The following is a 17706-nucleotide window of genomic DNA, read 5'->3' as shown; positions in this document are numbered from 1 at the left end:
CCTCACGCTCTAAAAATAATTAAAACTCCTGCTAAGGCAAATAGAATGAATAAGACTACCCAATCAGCCTTTTTCCAATCTAATAATCGAAACTTCGTTCTGCCTTCTCCCCCTCGGTATCCCCTTGCCTCCATTGCAATCGCTAATTCCTCAGCCCGTTTAAACGAGCTAATAAAAAGTGGGATAAGTAAAGGAATAATTGCCTTTACTCGATCTTTAATAGGACCACCAGAGAAGTCCACTCCTCTTGCCATTTGTGCCTTCATTATCTTATCTGTTTCATCCATTAAAGTAGGAATAAAGCGCAATGAGATAGACATCATCAAAGCAAGCTCATGAACAGGAAATTTTATTTTCTTTAAAGGATGTAATAAAGTTTCTAATCCATCCGTTAATGAAATTGGTGTTGTTGTTAATGTCATCAAGGAGGTTACGAAAATTAATAGCATAAAGCGGAGAGAAATAAAAACCCCTTGCCTTACACCTTCTTCATAGATTTTTACAAAGCCTAAATGAAAAATTAAACTACCTTGTTTTGTAAAGAAAAGATGTAAAAACAAGGTAAATAGAATTAACCATAGTATCGGCTTCAATCCTTTTAAAAAGAAACTAAAGGGTATTTTAGAAAGCAAAATAAGAAGAATGGTAAAGACCACTAAAATCCCATAAGTTACTAAGTTATTAGCTAAAAACACTATACAAATAAAAGCAAAGACAAAAATCAATTTAGAACGTGGATCAAGTCGATGGATCATCGAATCTGTCGGAACATAACGACCAATAATCATTTTCTCCATCATGGTCGTTCACCCCTAATGTTGAACTCCTTGAGAACACTCGCTAGTTCCTCAATCGTTAAGCAAGTTTTTCCAAGCCGTTTGCTCATTCTTTCTTCAAGCAAATATTGAAAATGGACAACATCGGGCACGTTCAATCCTAATGAAATTAATTCATCTGGATTTGAAAAAATATCTCTAGGTGTCCCTCTACGTTTAATCTCCCCTTGATGCATGATAACAAGTTCATCTGCATACTTCGCTGCGTCCTCCATACTATGGGTGACAAGTACAGTTGACAGGCCCTTTTCCTTATGAAGTTGATAAAACATATCCATAATTTCTTTTCGACCCCTTGGATCTAATCCTGCAGTTGGTTCATCAAGAACTAATACATCAGGATCCATTGCTAAAACCCCAGCAATTGCCACACGGCGCATCTGCCCACCTGATAAATCAAATGGTGATTTTGACAAAGTCTCTTCAGTTAAACCAACCTGAACAATTAATTCCTTTGCACGCTTTATTGCCTCATCCTTACTCACACCAAAGTTCATCGGTCCAAAGCATATATCCTTTTCAACAGTCTCCTCAAATAGTTGATGCTCCGGAAATTGAAAAACAATTCCTACCTTTTGACGAACATGTCGAAGTGCCTTTTCCTTTTTATCTGAATGAATCACTGTTTCCCCAATTTTTACTATGCCATTAGTTGGCTGTAATAGAGCATTTAAGTGCTGTAAAAGGGTGGACTTACCAGATCCAGTATGTCCAATAATTGCAATAAATTTTCCTGAAGGGATAGTGAGATTGATATTTTTGATAGCTAGTCTTTCAAAAGGTGTATTTGCCTGATATCTGTACTCTACTTGTTCAAGTGTAATGTCCATAGTGCATCCACCAATTCATTTTCCGTTAAGTAATTTTTCTCTAATGTAAACCCTTGTTTCTCTAACTCTTTGCCCATTTTAATCGAAAAGGGAATATCTAACCCTAGCTCAATTAATTCTTCTTGCATTTGGAAGATCTCCATCGGAGTTCCTTCGTTATAAACTTCACCTTTATTTAACACAACAATGCGATCAGCCTTTGATGCTTCTTCCAGATCATGTGTAATGGATATAACCGTTAGTCCTAATTCCTCTTTCAACTCAAATATCGTCTCCAAAACCTCTTTACGCCCCTTAGGATCAAGCATAGAAGTGGCCTCGTCCAAAATGATTACTTTGGGCTGTAGAGCAATGACTCCAGCAATAGCTACCCTTTGTTTTTGTCCACCTGATAAATGGTGTGGCTCTTGATCGAGAAACGAATGCATATTTACTCTTTCCAAGGCATGATTTACTCTCTCCACCATAATATTTTGTGGGATCCCGTTATTTTCCAAACCAAAAGCCACATCATCTTGTACAGTTGTTCCAACAAACTGATTATCAGGATTCTGAAAAACCATACCTATTTGTTTTCTAATCTCCCACACTGTTTCTTCTGTTAGTGGAAGAGTATCTATCCTAACTTCCCCTTTTTCTGGATAGTGCAGACCATTAAGCATCTTAGCCAAAGTTGATTTGCCTGAGCCATTATGCCCCACAATCGCTAACCATTCCCCTTCATTGATGGATAATGATATATCTTTTAGAACATATGGATCTTGTCCTGGATAACGATAGAAAACATGTTCAATAGAAATAATCTGTCTCACCATTTCCAAGCCCCCTTACAACAAGATAATCATCTATAAATGCAATAACTATTTTTCTCCTCATTTTAAAGATATCACTGACTCGACTTGTCGATAAGATGAAACAAACTTAAATCAGTTGCATTAAGATGCCTACCCTCATGAGCAACAACTTAATCAAAAATACCCTTAATAAAGATACAAAATAAAAAAGCCTGCACCCCTCTCCTGGGGAAATCAACACTTCCCTGGTCACAAACTTCTCTATATAAATAGAGATGGAGAGGGATGCAAGGAGCTAGACGTAATAGACAATGTCTACCCATCGTAACACTCTATTAGCTTCAATACATCGCATTATTTAAATTCATGTTTGAATAATGAATTTACATAAATCTAGTTTTACAAAATTCTAGAAATGAGTTTTGTAAAAAAAAGGGCATAGAAGCAGTTATAACTAACTGTCCTGCCCTTTTAGAATAAATATTTTATTACACTAATTCAATAATTACTACTGGTGCACCGTCACCACGACGAGGTCCAAGTTTCATGATACGAGTATATCCGCCTTGGCGTTCTTGATAACGTGGAGCGATATCAGCGAATAATTTTTGAACAGCATCTTGGTTTGTTTCTGCATTTGCAATTTCATGACGAATGTATGCAGCAGCTTGACGACGTGCATGAAGATCACCACGTTTACCAAGAGTAATCATTTTCTCAACAACTGAGCGTAACTCTTTCGCACGAGCTTCAGTCGTTTCGATGCGCTCGTTGATGATAAGATCTGTTGTTAAATCGCGAAGTAACGCTTTACGTTGCGCACTAGTACGTCCTAGTTTTCTGTAAGACATGAAGTTTCCCTCCCTTGTTGAAGTTATTATATTTTATATCGTAATATCAATCGTCTTTACGTAAGCCTAAGCCAAGTTCATCTAACTTTGCTTTTACTTCCTCTAAAGACTTACGACCTAAGTTACGTACCTTCATCATATCTTCTTCAGTCTTATTAGCTAATTCCTGAACAGTATTGATTCCTGCACGTTTTAGGCAGTTGTAAGAACGAACGGAGAGATCAAGCTCTTCAATAGTCATCTCAAGAACTTTTTCCTTCTGATCTTCTTCTTTTTCAACCATGATTTCAGCATTTTGTGCTTCATCAGTTAATCCAACGAAAATATTTAAGTGCTCAGTAAGAATTTTTGCACCAAGGGATATTGCTTCCTTTGGACCAATGCTTCCATCTGTCCATACATCAAGTGAAAGCTTATCAAAGTTTGACACTTGACCTACACGTGTATTTTCAACTTGATAGTTGACACGTTGTACAGGTGTATAAATGGAATCAATCGGAATCACACCAATTGGAAGATCTTCGCGTTTATTCTGTTCAGCAGGTGTATAACCGCGACCAGTTACAGCTGACATACGCATGCGGAAGTGAGCATTTTTTCCAAGCGTAGCAATATAAAGATCCGGATTAAGAATTTCTACATCGCTATCATGTGTAATATCTGCTGCTGTTACGACTCCTTCTCCTTGCACATCAATTTCAAGCGTCTTTTCTTCGTCAGAGTATATTTTCAATGCTAGCTTTTTAATGTTTAGAATAATTGATGTTACATCTTCAACGACGCCTTCAATTGTTGAGAACTCATGCATGACACCATCTATTTGAATAGACGTGACAGCTGCACCTGGAAGTGAGGATAGTAGGATACGACGTAAGGAGTTACCCAAAGTAGTACCATATCCACGCTCAAGTGGCTCTACGACGAACTTTCCAAAACTTGCGTCATCGTTGACCTCAACCGTTTCAATTTTTGGCTTTTCGATTTCAATCATTCAATTTACCCTCCTTCAAAACGTCGAAACCCCGGCAAGACAAATTTTTATCGACCTAACCGAAATTCCCCATGTTTACATTCCCGTTTGTGCACAACAACTGGATTAATCATTTCTGTTTTGAAAATTTATGCATATCATATCCCATTATTGACATGGATACAAATTCTATACAGAAAAAATTAAACACGGCGGCGTTTTGGTGGGCGGCAACCATTATGAGGTACCGGCGTAACATCTTTAATAGCTGTTACTTCAAGACCTGCAGCTTGAAGCGCACGAATAGCAGCTTCACGACCTGCACCAGGTCCTTTAACAGTTACTTCAAGAGTTTTCATTCCATGTTCCATAGATGCTTTAGCTGCAGTTTCAGCTGCCATTTGAGCTGCAAATGGAGTAGATTTACGAGAACCTTTGAAACCTAGAGCACCGGCACTAGACCATGAAAGAGCATTACCATGAGAATCTGTAATAGTTACAATTGTATTATTAAATGTAGAACGAATGTGTGCAATACCTGTTTCTATATTCTTTTTCACACGACGTTTACGAGTGTTTGTTTTACGTGCCATACGACTATGAAACCTCCTTTACTTATTATTTCTTTTTACCTGCTACAGTCTTACGAGGACCTTTACGAGTACGTGCATTGTTTTTCGTGTTTTGTCCACGAACTGGTAATCCACGACGATGACGAAGTCCACGGTATGAACCGATTTCCATTAAACGTTTGATGTTTAAAGAAACTTCACGACGAAGGTCACCTTCTACCTTCAATTTGTCAATGATATCACGAATTTTATTTAACTCTTCTTCAGTTAAATCACGAACACGAGTATCTTCAGATACACCCGCTTCGGCTAAGATTTTTTGGGCAGTTGGTTTACCAATACCATAGACATAAGTTAAAGAGATCACTACACGTTTATCACGTGGAATGTCTACACCTGCAATACGTGCCATAAAATATGCGCACCTCCTTCATTATTATCCTTGTTTTTGTTTATGTTTAGGGTTTTCACAAATAACCATTACTTTACCATTTCTGCGAATGATTTTACACTTTTCACAAATTGGTTTGACTGATGGTCTGACTTTCATCTGTTTTACCTCCTTAACAGTACGGAGTGCATTATTATTTGAAACGATACGTAATTCTACCGCGCGTTAAATCATATGGAGAAAGTTCAACTGTCACTTTATCTCCAGGTAAAATTCGAATAAAATGCATTCTTATTTTTCCGGAAACATGTGCGAGAACAGTGTGGCCATTCTCTAATTCTACTTTAAACATTGCATTTGGCAATGTTTCACTAACAGTACCTTCAACCTCGATAACATCGTCTTTCGCCATCGAACCCGTCTCCCTTCTTCTTACATTTATGGACTATAAACTTATACCACTTTTACGCGAGTGCCTATGGTAGGCGGTCCATAATGAGGTAATAGTGGGTCTTCATGTAATTCTTGACCAATCCCATGTCCGGCATACTCGCGAACGATAGAAAAGCCATGATTTTCTACAAATGTTTGAATCGCATGAGAGATGTTCGAAAGACGCACACCAGGCTTTAACTCATTTAAGCCAAGATAGAGAATCCTCTGTCACATCCGCGAGCATCCCGCGTCTCTTCATCTATTTTACCAACAGGATATATACATATAGAGTCAGAATAACAACTATACTCCATTCATATCTATTGTTAAAATGTCACCTTCATTTAGCGTAAATGACCTGGAATTATCGTGCAATAATCCTAAATAAGACTTAGAACAAATACCACGTCAACCATTATACCCTTTATATGAAGGAATTGCATCAAACTTGCGAATAAATTTTTCAGCAATTACATCCAATTATTATAAACCCTATTATTTAATAGGATCAAGTAATACATCGATGTCTGAAAAAACCTTATTGATGTCTTGTTCACCATCAATCGTTTTTAAATAGCCTTTTTCCGCATAATAATCAAGAAGAGGTTGAGTTTGCTTAATATTGACTTCTAAACGATTTTGAACAGTTTCTTCATTATCGTCAGCGCGTTGATAAAGTTCACCGCCACAACGATCACAAACACCAGCTTCTTTTGGTGGATTAAATTCAAGATGATAAGTTGCACCACAATTTTTGCAAATGCGACGACCGGTAAGTCTTCCCATCAAAATATCTTTATCCACACTGATATTAATGCAGTAGTCTATTTTTTTGTTTAAGTCTTGAAGAATTGCTTCTAAAGCTTCTGCTTGTGGAACTGTTCTTGGAAATCCATCTAGCAAAAAGCCTTTTTGACAATCATCTTTACTTAAACGCTCACGGACAATACCAATTGTTACTTCGTCAGGAACGAGTTCACCTTTGTCCATAAACGATTTAGCTTGTAAGCCGAGTTCTGTTCCTTCTTTCATAGCAGCACGGAACATATCTCCAGTTGAGATATGAGGGATTGCATACTTATCTACGATTTTTTCGGCTTGTGTTCCTTTACCGGCACCGGGAAGGCCCATTAAGACTAAATTCACCAGTACTTCCCCCTCAGACTCTTCATTTAGTTTTAGGAACATAATTTGTTCCTAAAACTATAGTTTATTTTATAAAGCCTTTATAATGACGCTTCACAAGTTGAGATTCTAATTGTTTCATTGTATCAAGAGCAACACCGACAACGACTAGTAAACTCGTTCCACCAATTTGTGCAGCTTGTGGCAAGCCAGCAACACTTGTAAAGAAAATTGGAAGGATTGATATTATAGCTAAGAATATAGAACCAATAAATGTTAAACGATATAACACCGATGTTAAATATTCTTTCGTATTCTTACCAGGACGAATACCAGGGATATAACCGCCTTGCTTTTTGAGGTTATCCGCCATCTGCTCAGGATTCACTTGTACGAACGCATAGAAATATGTGAAAGCGACAATTAACGCAACATAGATGATCATCCCAACTGGTTTCGTATAGTCAAAGACCCATTGAATTGTATCTGTAACACCATTGGATCCAAAAAAGGATGCAATCGTTCTAGGAGCAATGATAAACGAAACAGCAAAGATTACTGGAATAACACCTGCTGCATTTACTTTTAATGGTAAGTGTGTCGATTGACCGCCCACAGGATTACGACCTGCTAGACGTTGTGCATATTGAATAGGAATTTTTCTTAATGCCTGTTGTATAAATACAACGGCAACGATAATTGCTAATACAACTAACACAATAAGTAGTAAAACAACAATTTTTATGAATAGCTGATTCCCAGCATTACTTAGCTGTTGTTCAAAAATTTGACGGACAACTGAAGGGATACGGGCAACGATACCAGCCAAGATAATAATAGAAATACCATTTCCTACACCTTTAGCTGTAATCTCTTCACCAACCCACATTAAAAAGGCCGTACCAGCTGTTAATACAACGGCAATGGTCAAATATGTTCCTATACCAGGATTACTTATCAATTGACCCTGTGTCATTGAATTAAATCCATATGACATACCAAGAGCTTCGATGAATCCAAGGACAATAGTGAAGTATCTAGTAAATTGTGCTAACTTACGTCGACCAACTTCCCCTTGCTTTGACCATTCAGTAAATTTTGGAACAACATCCATTTGTAATAGCTGAATGATAATTGATGCTGTGATATAAGGCATGATACCCATGGCAAAGATGGAGAACTGATACAACGCTCCACCACCAAAAGTATTTAAAATACTAAAAAAGCCAGATGTATCATTTGCCTCTAATGCACGAGCATCTACACCAGGAACTGGGATAAATGTCCCTATCCTAAACACAATTAACATTAAAAGGGTGAATATAATTTTTTTCCTTATATCACCCACACGCATAAAATTGGAGATTGTCTTTAGCATTAAATCACCTCAGTTTGTCCGCCAGCAGCTTCGATAGCTTCTTTAGCAGCAGAGGAGAATTTGTGAGCTTTGACTGTTAATTTTTTCTCAAGCTTACCATTCGCAAGAATTTTAATTCCTGCTTTCTCTTTGCTTACTACTCCTGTTTCAATAAGAAGAACCGGTGTGATTTCAGTACCATCTTCAAAACGATTAAGAGCATCTAGATTCACGATTGCATAATCTTTACGGTTAATGTTTGTGAAACCGCGTTTTGGTAAACGACGGAATAAAGGTGTTTGACCACCTTCAAAGCCAGGACGTACTCCACCGCCAGAACGAGCATTTTGTCCTTTATGACCTTTACCAGCAGTTTTTCCATTACCTGAACCAATACCACGACCTACACGATTACGCTCTTTACGAGAACCTTCAGCAGGTTTTAATTCATGAAGTTTCATTGTCGGCACCTCCTTGTATAAGTAAATTCTATTACTGTTCTTTTACTGTTACGAGATGAGCAACTTTATTGACCATACCTCGAATTGCGGCATTATCTTCATGCTCAACAGTTTGATTCGTTTTGCGCAAACCAAGAGCCTTAACTGTTTCACGCTGATCTTGTGGACGACCAATCAAGCTGCGAGTGAGGGTAATTGCTAATTTGTTTGCCATTAAAATCCCTCCTTATCCTAACAGTTCTTCTACTGATTTATTACGTAATTTAGCAACTTCTTCAACACGTTTTAATTGTTTGATACCGTCGATAGTAGCACGGATCATGTTAATTGGAGTATTTGAACCAAGTGATTTAGATGTAATATCTGCAACCCCACCTAATTCTAATACCGCACGAACAGGACCACCAGCAATAACTCCAGTACCTGGAGAACCTGGTTTCATTAGAATTTGACCAGCACCGAAGCGGCCAATAACTTCATGTGGAATAGTAGTTCCAACAATCGTTACTTCTACTAAGTTTTTCTTTGCATCTTCAACCGCTTTACGAATTGCATCAGGTACTTCTTGAGCTTTACCAGTACCAAAGCCTACATGACCATTTCTGTCACCTACAACTACAAGTGCTGAGAAACGGAAACGACGTCCACCTTTAACAACTTTTGCAACACGGTTAACTGTAACAACGCGTTCTTCTAACTCAAGTTTGTTAGGATCAATATGACGCATCTATTTGTCCCTCCTTTTTCTATTAAAATTCTAAGCCGTTTTCACGAGCTGCATCTGCAAGAGCTTTAATACGTCCATGATAGAGGTATCCACCACGATCAAATACGACAGCTTTAAAGCCTTTGTCAACTGCACGCTTAGCAATCAATTCGCCCACTTTTTGAGCTGCATCAACATTGCTGTTAGATTCAAGGTTTAAATCTTTATCTAATGTAGAAGCACTAGCTAAAGTTACACCATTTAAATCATCGATCAACTGAGCGTAAATGTTTTTGTTAGAACGATATACGTTTAAACGAGGACGAGTCGATGTACCACTTAATTTAGAACGTACACGAGCATGTCTTTTCTTACGTACCTTATTTTTATCTGGCTTAGTGATCACCCGAGGTCACTCCTTTCTTATTGCTTACGCTGCATTACTTACCAGTTTTACCTTCTTTTCTACGTACATATTCGCCTTCATAACGAATTCCTTTTCCTTTATAAGGTTCAGGCGGACGAACACCACGGATATTAGCAGCTAGTGCACCTACGCGCTCTTTGCTAGTACCTTTTACTATAACTTTTGTATTTGAAGGAACTTCGATTTCAAGACCTTCTTCTGCTTCGAATTCAACTGGGTGAGAATAACCTACGTTAAGAACAAGTTTTGAACCTTGTTTTTGGGCACGATATCCAACCCCAATTAATTCTAAAGATTTTTCGAATCCTTTTGAAACACCCTCAACCATATTCGCTAATAACGCACGAGTTGTACCGTGTAATGCACGATGCTCTTTATTATCAGTTGGACGAGTAATGCTAATTACGTTCTCTTCGATATTGATTGCAATGTCAGGGTTAAAGCTGCGAGTAAGCTCGCCTTTAGGACCCTTAACAGTAACATGATTTCCGTCTAATGTAACAGTTACACCAGAAGGAATTTCAATAGGTTTTTTACCTACACGTGACATTCTTTTGCACCTCCATTCATACCTTTATATTACCAAACGTATGCTAATACTTCTCCGCCAACTTGTTTGTTACGAGCGTCTTTATCAGTTAAAACGCCTTGAGAAGTAGAAACGATTGCGATTCCAAGACCGTTAAGTACTTTAGGAACCTCATTCGCTTTTGCATATACGCGTAAACCAGGTTTACTAATACGCTTAATACCAGTGATTACACGCTCATTGTTTGCACCATATTTCAAGAAGATCCGAATGATTCCTTGTTTGTTATCTTCGATAAATTCAACATCACGAACAAAACCTTCGCGCTTTAGAATTTCAGCAACTTCTTTTTTGATTTTAGAAGCAGGAACTTCTAATTTTTCGTGACGTACCATGTTCGCATTACGAATACGAGTAAGCAAATCTGCAATTGGATCTGTCATTACCATAATATTAACCTCCTTCCCAATTTAGGGTTTACCAACTAGCTTTTTTGACGCCTGGAATTTGACCCTTGTATGCAAGTTCACGGAAACAAATACGGCAAAGTTTGAATTTGCGAATTACAGAGTGTGGACGGCCACAACGTTCGCAACGTGTGTAAGCTTGCACTTCAAACTTTGGTGTGCGCTTTTGTTTCACGATCATAGATTTTTTAGCCACGTTTTCGCCTCCCTTTTAGCGATTACTTTTGGAATGGCATTCCGAATTGTGTTAATAGTTCACGAGCTTCTTCGTCTGTATTAGCAGTTGTTACGATAACGATATCCATACCACGTACTTTACTTACTTTATCGTAATCAATCTCAGGGAAGATAAGCTGTTCTTTTACTCCAAGTGTATAGTTTCCACGACCATCAAATGATTTCTTTGAGATTCCGCGGAAGTCACGTACACGTGGTAGAGAAACTGAAATTAGTTTATCTAAAAATTGATACATGCGTTCGCCACGAAGTGTAACTTTCGCACCGATAGGCATACCTTCACGAAGACGGAAGCCTGCAATAGAATTTTTCGCTTTTGTTACAACTGGTTTTTGACCAGTGATGATTGATAGTTCTTCAACAGCATTATCTAATACTTTTGCGTTTTGAACAGCATCACCAACACCCATGTTGATAACGATTTTTTCAATTTTTGGTACTTGCATTACTGATTTATAATTGAACTTGCTCATCAAAGCAGGTGTCAATTCTTTTTCAAATTTTTCCTTTAGGCGGTTCATGTCGTGTACCTCCCTTCATTTAAAGACTATTTATCTAATACTTCACCAGATTTTTTAGCTACACGTACTTTCTTACCGTTAACTTCTTGATATCCAACACGTGTTGGTTCGTTTGTTTTAGGGTCTAATAACATTACATTAGAAACGTGAATAGCTGCTTCAAAGTTAATAATTCCACCTTGTGGATTAGCTTGTGAAGGCTTAGAGTGCTTTTTCACGATGTTTACACCTTCAACGATTACACGGTCCTTTTTAGGAAAAGCTGCTAGGATCACACCTGTTTTCCCTTTATCTTTACCAGTGATAACCATCACTTTATCGCCTTTTTTAACATGCATCTTAATCGCACCTCCTTGGTTTACGAATCATTTATAATTAAAGAACTTCCGGAGCTAAGGATACGATTTTCATAAAGTTGTTGTTACGAAGTTCACGAGCAACTGGTCCGAAGATACGAGTTCCACGAGGGCTCTTATCATCACGGATAATTACACATGCATTTTCATCAAAACGAATATAAGATCCATCCGGACGGCGGACACCACTCTTAGTACGAACAACTACAGCCTTAACAACTTCACCTTTTTTAACAACGCCTCCTGGTGTTGCTTGTTTCACTGTACATACGATAATATCACCGATATTAGCAGTCTTACGTCCAGATCCACCTAAAACTTTGATTGTTAAAACTTCTCTTGCACCAGAGTTGTCAGCAACTTTTAAACGAGATTCTTGTTGAATCATTATGGTTTACCTCCCTTCGGAAATAGTATCCGAAACATTTATTAGATAATAACAGCCTTCTCAACGACTTCAACAAGACGGAAACGTTTTGTCGCTGATAGTGGGCGTGTTTCCATAATGCGAACGATATCGCCGATTTTTGCTTCATTTTGCTCATCGTGTGCTTTAAACTTCTTAGAGTATTTCACGCGTTTGCCGTAAAGTGAGTGCTTTTTATATGTTTCTACAAGAACAGTGATAGTTTTATCCATTTTGTCAGATACAACACGTCCTGTATAAACTTTACGTTGGTTCCGTTCACTCATTTTCAGAAAACCTCCTCTCTTTATCGATTGTTTACGCCGATCTCTCTCTCACGGATTACTGTTTTCATACGAGCAATCGCTTTACGTACTTCACGGATGCGAGCTGTATTTTCAAGTTGTCCAGTAGCTAACTGGAAACGTAGATTAAATAGTTCTTCTTTAAGAGATTTTACTTTTTGTTCAATTTCGGCAGTGGTTAAATCACGAATTTCATTAGCCTTCATTTGTTTCACCACCAATTTCTTCTCGTTTTACAAACTTACATTTGATTGGAAGTTTATGTGATGCAAGACGAAGTGCTTCACGAGCTACCTCTTCAGATACTCCAGCAATTTCAAACATAATTTTACCTGGCTTTACAACTGCTACCCAGCCTTCAGGTGCCCCTTTACCGGAACCCATACGTACTTCTAAAGGTTTTGCAGTATATGGCTTGTGAGGGAAGATTTTAATCCACACTTTACCGCCACGTTTCATATAACGTGTCATTGCAATACGAGCAGCTTCAATTTGTCTGTTTGTAATCCAAGAAGCTTCAACTGCTTGTAATCCATATTCACCAAATGCTACTTCAGTGCCACCTTTAGCACGTCCACGCATTTTCCCACGATGTTCGCGGCGATATTTTACGCGTTTAGGTAATAACATGATTATTTTCCTCCTTCCTCAGATTTTTTCTTCGCAGGAAGAACCTCTCCACGGTAGATCCAAACTTTTACTCCAAGTTTACCGTAAGTTGTGTCTGCTTCTGCATGTGCATAATCAATATCAGCACGAAGTGTATGAAGTGGAACTGTTCCTTCGCTATAATGTTCAGCACGCGCAATATCTGCTCCACCAAGACGTCCAGAAACTTGTGTTTTGATTCCTTTTGCACCAGCACGCATCGCACGTTGGATTGCTTGCTTTTGAGCACGACGGAAAGATACACGGTTTTCTAATTGACGAGCAATATTTTCAGCTACTAATTTCGCATCGATATCTGCTTTTTTGATTTCAACGATATTGATGTGTACACGTTTGCCAGTTAATGAATTTAGTGCTTTTCTTAAAGCTTCTACTTCAGTACCACCTTTACCGATAACCATTCCTGGTTTTGCAGTACGGATAGTAATGTTGATACGATTCGCAGCACGTTCGATTTCAACACCAGATACAGAAGCATCGCTTAAGCGTTTTTCGATATATTTACGTACCTTTAAGTCTTCATGTAAAAGATCTGCATAGTCTTTTTCAGCGTACCATTTAGATTCCCAGTCACGAATAACTCCGATACGTAAACCTATAGGATTTACTTTTTGACCCACGAATTATCCCTCCTTCTTTTCTGATACCACAACAGTAATGTGGCTAGTACGTTTAAGGATTTGGCTTGCACGTCCTTGTGCACGTGGACGGAAACGTTTAAGTGTTGGTCCTTCGTTCACATAAGCCTCAGTTACAACTAGGTTATTGATATCCATATCATAGTTATGCTCTGCATTCGCAATAGCAGATTTTAAAACTTTTTCTACAACTGGTGAAGCTGCTTTTGGTGTTAAGTTTAAGATAGCAACAGCTTCTCCTACTTGCTTGCCTCGTATTAGATCGACAACTAATCGTACTTTACGAGGAGCAATACGAACTGTTCTTGCAACAGCTTTAGCTTGCATCAGGATGCCCTCCTCTCAATTAGCGTCTTGTTTTCTTATCATCACTTGCGTGACCTTTATAAGTACGAGTTGGTGCAAATTCACCAAGCTTATGACCTACCATATCTTCAGTCACATATACAGGTACGTGTTTACGTCCATCATAAACAGCAATCGTGTGTCCGATGAATGCTGGGAAGATTGTAGAACGACGAGACCAAGTTTTAACTACTTGTTTTTTTTCAGACTCGTTTAGAACTTCAACCTTTTTCATTAAATGTTCATCAACAAAAGGTCCTTTTTTTAAGCTGCGACCCATGGTCGAACCTCCTTTCGTGATTGCGCTACGGCCCTAAAGCCGAACCGTAGTTCAACCCGAGTTATTTTTTGCGACGACGCACAATAAACTTATCAGATTTATTCTTCTTCTTACGAGTTTTATAACCAAGTGTTGGTTTACCCCAAGGAGTCATTGGTGATTTACGTCCGATTGGAGCACGTCCTTCACCACCACCATGTGGATGGTCATTAGGGTTCATTACAGATCCACGAACAGTTGGGCGCTTACCTAACCAGCGAGAACGACCTGCTTTACCAATGTTGATTAATTCGTGTTGTTCATTACCAACTTGACCTACAGTAGCACGGCAAGTAGCAAGAATCATACGAACTTCACCAGAGTTTAAACGTACAAGTACATATTTACCTTCTTTACCAAGAACTTGTGCAGATGTACCTGCAGAACGAACTAATTGTCCACCTTTACCAGGTTTTAATTCGATATTGTGGATAACTGTACCTACAGGGATATTTGAAAGTGGTAATGCATTACCAACCTTGATATCACTTTCAGGACCAGATACTACTTCCATACCAACCTTAAGGTTTTTAGGAGCTAAGATGTAGCGTTTTTCTCCATCCACATAGTTAATTAAAGCAATATTAGATGAACGGTTTGGATCATACTCAATTGTGGCAACGCGTCCTGGTATACCATCTTTATCACGTTTGAAGTCGATAATACGGTATTGACGCTTATGGCCGCCACCTTGATGACGAACTGTTAACTTACCTTGGTTATTACGGCCGCCTTTGCTTTTAAGTGGTGCAAGCAATGATTTTTCCGGCTTATCAGTTGTGATTTCCGCAAAATCAGATACAGTCATACCACGACGTCCGTTAGAGGTAGGTTTGTATTTTTTGATCGCCATTTTTTTCCCTCCTCTTCAAATTACATTATTTAATATTAAACCTCGAAAAATTCGATTTCTTTACTATCAGCAGTTAAAGTAACAATTGCTTTACGGCGCTTGTTAGTGTAACCAGCATGACGACCCATGCGTTTAAACTTACCTTTGTAGTTCATAACGTTTACTTTCGCTACTTTCACACCAAAGATTGCCTCAACAGCATCTTTCACTTGTGTTTTATTAGCTCTTACGTCAACTTCAAAAGTATACTTTTTATCAGCCATTACATCAGTTGAACGTTCAGTGATGACAGGGCGCTTAATGATATCACGTACATCCATTATCCAAGCACCTCCTCTACTTTTTCAACAGCGGCTTTAGTAATGATCAATTGATCATGAGAAACCACATCTAAAACGTTAATGCCATTTGCTTCAACAACAGTAATACCAGGGATATTACGAGCTGAAAGGGCAACATTTACATCAGAACCATCTGTAACTACTAGAGCTTTTTTACCAACAGATAGACTACTTAATACTGCTGCAAATTCTTTTGTTTTAGGCGCTGCAAAAGAAAGAGATTCTAATACAAGAATTTTTTCTTCTAAAACTTTAGTAGATAATGCAGATTTAATTGCTAAACGACGTACCTTTTTAGGTAATTTGTAGCTATAGCTACGTGGAACTGGACCGAATACAGTACCACCGCCACGCCATTGTGGTGAACGGATAGATCCTTGACGGGCACGACCAGTACCTTTTTGACGCCATGGTTTACGACCACCGCCGCTAACTTCAGAGCGATTTTTTACTTTGCTTGTTCCTTGACGTAATGATGCTCTTTGCATCACGATAGCGTCGAACAATACACTTTCATTTGGTTCAATACCAAAAACTGAATCATTTAGTTCGATATCTCCAACTTTTGATCCGCTTTGGTTATATAGAGCTACTTTCGGCATTCCTGTTTCCTCCTTTCCTTGTAATTAATCTACTTTGCTTTAATCGCTGATTTGATTTTAAGCAATGCTTTTTTAGGACCAGGAACATTACCCTTAACTAGGATAAGATTGCGTTCTGCGTCAATTTTGACAATTTCTAAGTTTTGAATCGTAATTTGTTCTCCACCCATGCGACCAGGTAATGCTTTTTGTTTAAATACACGGTTTGGAGCAACAGGACCCATTGATCCAGGGCGACGATGGTAACGAGATCCGTGAGCCATAGGTCCACGAGATTGTCCATGACGTTTAATTACACCTTGGAATCCTTTACCTTTAGAAATTCCAGTCACATCTACGATGTCACCTTCTGCAAAAATATCAACTTTGACTTCTTGACCAATTTCATACTCACTAGAGTTTACTGCGTCGAATTCGCGAATGAAGCGCTTAGGAGCAGTATTTGCTTTTGATACATGACCTTTTTCAGGTTTGTTAGCTAACTTTTCACGTTTGTCTTCGAAACCTAATTGAATTGCTTCGTAACCATCAGTTTCGATAGTTTTCTTTTGAAGAACAACGTTTGGAGCAGCTTCAACAACAGTTACTGGAATTAAATCACCATTCTCAGCAAATATTTGCGTCATACCTATTTTTCTTCCTAAGATTCCTTTGGTCATGAGTCACACCTCCTAATATAATTAACATTTTATTTACTATAGTTTAATTTCAATATCCACACCGGATGGCAAATCTAAACGCATCAATGAATCTACTGTTTGAGGAGTAGGGTTAACGATGTCGATTAGACGCTTATGAGTGCGCATTTCGAATTGTTCACGAGAATCTTTGTATTTGTGCACCGCACGTAAAATTGTGTATACAGACTTTTCAGTTGGAAGCGGAATCGGACCAGACACGCTAGCACCAGATCTTTTCGCTGTTTCAACGATTTTTTCTGCAGATTGATCAAGGATTCTATGATCATAAGCTTTTAAACGAATACGAATTTTTTGTTTTGCCATTATTTTCCCTCCTTTATCGCCTATTTTTATAATAGACATTCTCCGTGGAAATTTCCCACACACGCGCCATGGCAAAGCGGCCGGGTGTGTCAGCAACCTCCCACATCATCGCAGTCAAAGACCAACATTCTCTATTATACATAAAACATTTAGGTAATGCAATACTATAATAGTGATTTATTTAGGTTTTTAACACTTTTTCAATTATACATGCATATGATAAGTTGTTCAAGTAATACTTAAATTGTTGCAATTTAATAATTCTTTAACCTTAATCAATTTCTCAAATTCCTCATATTTTCATTAGAGTATAAAAGCATAGACTTTAAGATTATAGTTACAAAGATTTGTGTAGATAA

Annotated in this window: 33 protein-coding genes; all 33 read right to left on the bottom strand. The window is 38.2% G+C overall.

What is annotated here, in order from left to right; all coding sequences use genetic code 11:
• Window positions 1–2: 2 nt before the first annotated feature.
• Window positions 3–800 carry an energy-coupling factor transporter transmembrane component T family protein gene (locus NST63_RS00830; protein ID WP_212946416.1) on the bottom strand — a complete coding sequence of 266 codons (798 nt, stop codon included), beginning with the start codon at window positions 798–800 and terminating at the stop codon, window positions 3–5.
• The gene (locus NST63_RS00825) at window positions 797–1666 is read right to left on the bottom strand and encodes an energy-coupling factor ABC transporter ATP-binding protein (protein ID WP_341041017.1); all 870 of its coding nucleotides are present in this window, start codon (window positions 1664–1666) and stop codon (window positions 797–799) included. The genes NST63_RS00830 and NST63_RS00825 overlap by 4 nt, the downstream gene beginning before the upstream one ends.
• Window positions 1642–2481 (bottom strand): energy-coupling factor ABC transporter ATP-binding protein, encoded by an 840-nt coding sequence (locus NST63_RS00820; RefSeq protein WP_212946418.1) that lies wholly within the window; start codon window positions 2479–2481, stop codon window positions 1642–1644. Before NST63_RS00820 ends, NST63_RS00825 begins: the two co-directional genes overlap by 25 nt.
• 467 nt (window positions 2482–2948) lie before the next feature.
• The gene (gene rplQ / locus NST63_RS00815; protein ID WP_058005989.1) at window positions 2949–3311 is read right to left on the bottom strand and encodes a 50S ribosomal protein L17; all 363 of its coding nucleotides are present in this window, start codon (window positions 3309–3311) and stop codon (window positions 2949–2951) included.
• A gap of 46 nt (window positions 3312–3357) precedes the next feature.
• A complete protein-coding gene (locus NST63_RS00810; RefSeq protein WP_058005988.1) occupies window positions 3358–4302 on the bottom strand; it encodes a DNA-directed RNA polymerase subunit alpha in 945 nt (314 codons plus the stop codon).
• A gap of 182 nt (window positions 4303–4484) precedes the next feature.
• Complete coding sequence (gene rpsK, locus NST63_RS00805; protein ID WP_058005987.1) at window positions 4485–4874, bottom strand: 30S ribosomal protein S11; 390 nt, start codon at window positions 4872–4874, stop codon at window positions 4485–4487.
• Window positions 4875–4899: 25 nt separating this feature from the next.
• Window positions 4900–5265, bottom strand: coding sequence for a 30S ribosomal protein S13 (rpsM, locus tag NST63_RS00800; protein WP_058005986.1), 366 nt, complete (start codon window positions 5263–5265; stop codon window positions 4900–4902).
• Window positions 5266–5289: 24 nt separating this feature from the next.
• Window positions 5290–5403 carry a 50S ribosomal protein L36 gene (rpmJ, locus tag NST63_RS00795; protein WP_058005985.1) on the bottom strand — a complete coding sequence of 38 codons (114 nt, stop codon included), beginning with the start codon at window positions 5401–5403 and terminating at the stop codon, window positions 5290–5292.
• 34 nt (window positions 5404–5437) lie between these two features.
• On the bottom strand, window positions 5438–5656 hold the full coding sequence (gene infA / locus NST63_RS00790; RefSeq protein ID WP_058005984.1) for a translation initiation factor IF-1: 219 nt from the start codon (window positions 5654–5656) through the stop codon (window positions 5438–5440).
• A 41-nt stretch (window positions 5657–5697) separates the two neighbouring features.
• Window positions 5698–5865, bottom strand: a complete 168-nt coding sequence (locus tag NST63_RS00785; protein WP_235813405.1) for a M24 family metallopeptidase — start codon at window positions 5863–5865, stop codon at window positions 5698–5700.
• Between the two features lie 309 nt (window positions 5866–6174).
• The gene (locus NST63_RS00780) at window positions 6175–6825 is read right to left on the bottom strand and encodes an adenylate kinase (protein ID WP_212946419.1); all 651 of its coding nucleotides are present in this window, start codon (window positions 6823–6825) and stop codon (window positions 6175–6177) included.
• 64 nt (window positions 6826–6889) lie between these two features.
• Complete coding sequence (secY, locus tag NST63_RS00775; protein WP_078109865.1) at window positions 6890–8182, bottom strand: preprotein translocase subunit SecY; 1293 nt, start codon at window positions 8180–8182, stop codon at window positions 6890–6892.
• A complete protein-coding gene (rplO, locus tag NST63_RS00770; RefSeq protein ID WP_058005981.1) occupies window positions 8182–8622 on the bottom strand; it encodes a 50S ribosomal protein L15 in 441 nt (146 codons plus the stop codon). The genes secY and rplO overlap by 1 nt, the downstream gene beginning before the upstream one ends.
• Window positions 8623–8653: 31 nt before the next feature.
• The gene (gene rpmD / locus NST63_RS00765; protein ID WP_058005980.1) at window positions 8654–8836 is read right to left on the bottom strand and encodes a 50S ribosomal protein L30; all 183 of its coding nucleotides are present in this window, start codon (window positions 8834–8836) and stop codon (window positions 8654–8656) included.
• 12 nt (window positions 8837–8848) lie between these two features.
• A complete protein-coding gene (rpsE, locus tag NST63_RS00760) occupies window positions 8849–9349 on the bottom strand; it encodes a 30S ribosomal protein S5 (protein ID WP_058005979.1) in 501 nt (166 codons plus the stop codon).
• Between the two features lie 22 nt (window positions 9350–9371).
• On the bottom strand, window positions 9372–9734 hold the full coding sequence (gene rplR, locus NST63_RS00755) for a 50S ribosomal protein L18 (protein WP_058005978.1): 363 nt from the start codon (window positions 9732–9734) through the stop codon (window positions 9372–9374).
• A gap of 34 nt (window positions 9735–9768) precedes the next feature.
• Window positions 9769–10305, bottom strand: coding sequence for a 50S ribosomal protein L6 (gene rplF / locus NST63_RS00750; RefSeq protein WP_212946420.1), 537 nt, complete (start codon window positions 10303–10305; stop codon window positions 9769–9771).
• Between the two features lie 29 nt (window positions 10306–10334).
• Window positions 10335–10733 (bottom strand): 30S ribosomal protein S8, encoded by a 399-nt coding sequence (rpsH, locus tag NST63_RS00745; protein ID WP_058005976.1) that lies wholly within the window; start codon window positions 10731–10733, stop codon window positions 10335–10337.
• A 28-nt stretch (window positions 10734–10761) separates the two neighbouring features.
• On the bottom strand, window positions 10762–10947 hold the full coding sequence (locus NST63_RS00740; RefSeq protein WP_055737812.1) for a type Z 30S ribosomal protein S14: 186 nt from the start codon (window positions 10945–10947) through the stop codon (window positions 10762–10764).
• A 22-nt stretch (window positions 10948–10969) separates the two neighbouring features.
• Window positions 10970–11509: a 50S ribosomal protein L5 gene (gene rplE, locus NST63_RS00735; protein ID WP_058005975.1), complete on the bottom strand. Its 540-nt coding sequence runs from the start codon at window positions 11507–11509 to the stop codon at window positions 10970–10972.
• A 26-nt stretch (window positions 11510–11535) separates the two neighbouring features.
• Complete coding sequence (rplX, locus tag NST63_RS00730) at window positions 11536–11847, bottom strand: 50S ribosomal protein L24 (RefSeq protein ID WP_341041015.1); 312 nt, start codon at window positions 11845–11847, stop codon at window positions 11536–11538.
• A gap of 37 nt (window positions 11848–11884) precedes the next feature.
• A complete protein-coding gene (gene rplN, locus NST63_RS00725) occupies window positions 11885–12253 on the bottom strand; it encodes a 50S ribosomal protein L14 (RefSeq protein ID WP_058005973.1) in 369 nt (122 codons plus the stop codon).
• 41 nt (window positions 12254–12294) lie between these two features.
• The gene (rpsQ, locus tag NST63_RS00720; RefSeq protein WP_058005972.1) at window positions 12295–12558 is read right to left on the bottom strand and encodes a 30S ribosomal protein S17; all 264 of its coding nucleotides are present in this window, start codon (window positions 12556–12558) and stop codon (window positions 12295–12297) included.
• A 20-nt stretch (window positions 12559–12578) separates the two neighbouring features.
• Window positions 12579–12782 carry a 50S ribosomal protein L29 gene (rpmC, locus tag NST63_RS00715; protein ID WP_003351417.1) on the bottom strand — a complete coding sequence of 68 codons (204 nt, stop codon included), beginning with the start codon at window positions 12780–12782 and terminating at the stop codon, window positions 12579–12581.
• Window positions 12772–13206 carry a 50S ribosomal protein L16 gene (rplP, locus tag NST63_RS00710; protein WP_058005971.1) on the bottom strand — a complete coding sequence of 145 codons (435 nt, stop codon included), beginning with the start codon at window positions 13204–13206 and terminating at the stop codon, window positions 12772–12774. Before rplP ends, rpmC begins: the two co-directional genes overlap by 11 nt.
• 2 nt (window positions 13207–13208) lie before the next feature.
• On the bottom strand, window positions 13209–13865 hold the full coding sequence (gene rpsC, locus NST63_RS00705; protein WP_058005970.1) for a 30S ribosomal protein S3: 657 nt from the start codon (window positions 13863–13865) through the stop codon (window positions 13209–13211).
• Window positions 13866–13868: 3 nt separating this feature from the next.
• Complete coding sequence (gene rplV / locus NST63_RS00700) at window positions 13869–14210, bottom strand: 50S ribosomal protein L22 (protein ID WP_058005969.1); 342 nt, start codon at window positions 14208–14210, stop codon at window positions 13869–13871.
• A 19-nt stretch (window positions 14211–14229) separates the two neighbouring features.
• Window positions 14230–14508 carry a 30S ribosomal protein S19 gene (rpsS, locus tag NST63_RS00695; RefSeq protein WP_058005968.1) on the bottom strand — a complete coding sequence of 93 codons (279 nt, stop codon included), beginning with the start codon at window positions 14506–14508 and terminating at the stop codon, window positions 14230–14232.
• Between the two features lie 61 nt (window positions 14509–14569).
• The gene (gene rplB / locus NST63_RS00690; protein ID WP_058005967.1) at window positions 14570–15400 is read right to left on the bottom strand and encodes a 50S ribosomal protein L2; all 831 of its coding nucleotides are present in this window, start codon (window positions 15398–15400) and stop codon (window positions 14570–14572) included.
• A 35-nt stretch (window positions 15401–15435) separates the two neighbouring features.
• Complete coding sequence (rplW, locus tag NST63_RS00685) at window positions 15436–15720, bottom strand: 50S ribosomal protein L23 (protein WP_071976257.1); 285 nt, start codon at window positions 15718–15720, stop codon at window positions 15436–15438.
• Complete coding sequence (gene rplD / locus NST63_RS00680; protein WP_058005965.1) at window positions 15720–16343, bottom strand: 50S ribosomal protein L4; 624 nt, start codon at window positions 16341–16343, stop codon at window positions 15720–15722. The genes rplW and rplD overlap by 1 nt, the downstream gene beginning before the upstream one ends.
• 29 nt (window positions 16344–16372) lie before the next feature.
• On the bottom strand, window positions 16373–17002 hold the full coding sequence (gene rplC / locus NST63_RS00675; protein ID WP_341041014.1) for a 50S ribosomal protein L3: 630 nt from the start codon (window positions 17000–17002) through the stop codon (window positions 16373–16375).
• Between the two features lie 36 nt (window positions 17003–17038).
• A complete protein-coding gene (gene rpsJ, locus NST63_RS00670; RefSeq protein ID WP_025729837.1) occupies window positions 17039–17347 on the bottom strand; it encodes a 30S ribosomal protein S10 in 309 nt (102 codons plus the stop codon).
• Window positions 17348–17706: the final 359 nt, after the last annotated feature.

Origin of the sequence: Heyndrickxia sp. FSL W8-0496, assembly GCF_038007825.1 — a bacterium.
Lineage (GTDB): Bacteria > Bacillota > Bacilli > Bacillales > Bacillaceae_C > Heyndrickxia > Heyndrickxia oleronia.
The sequence above is the reverse complement of the archived record's forward strand: the minus strand, read 5'-3'. Positions and strand labels throughout refer to the sequence as shown.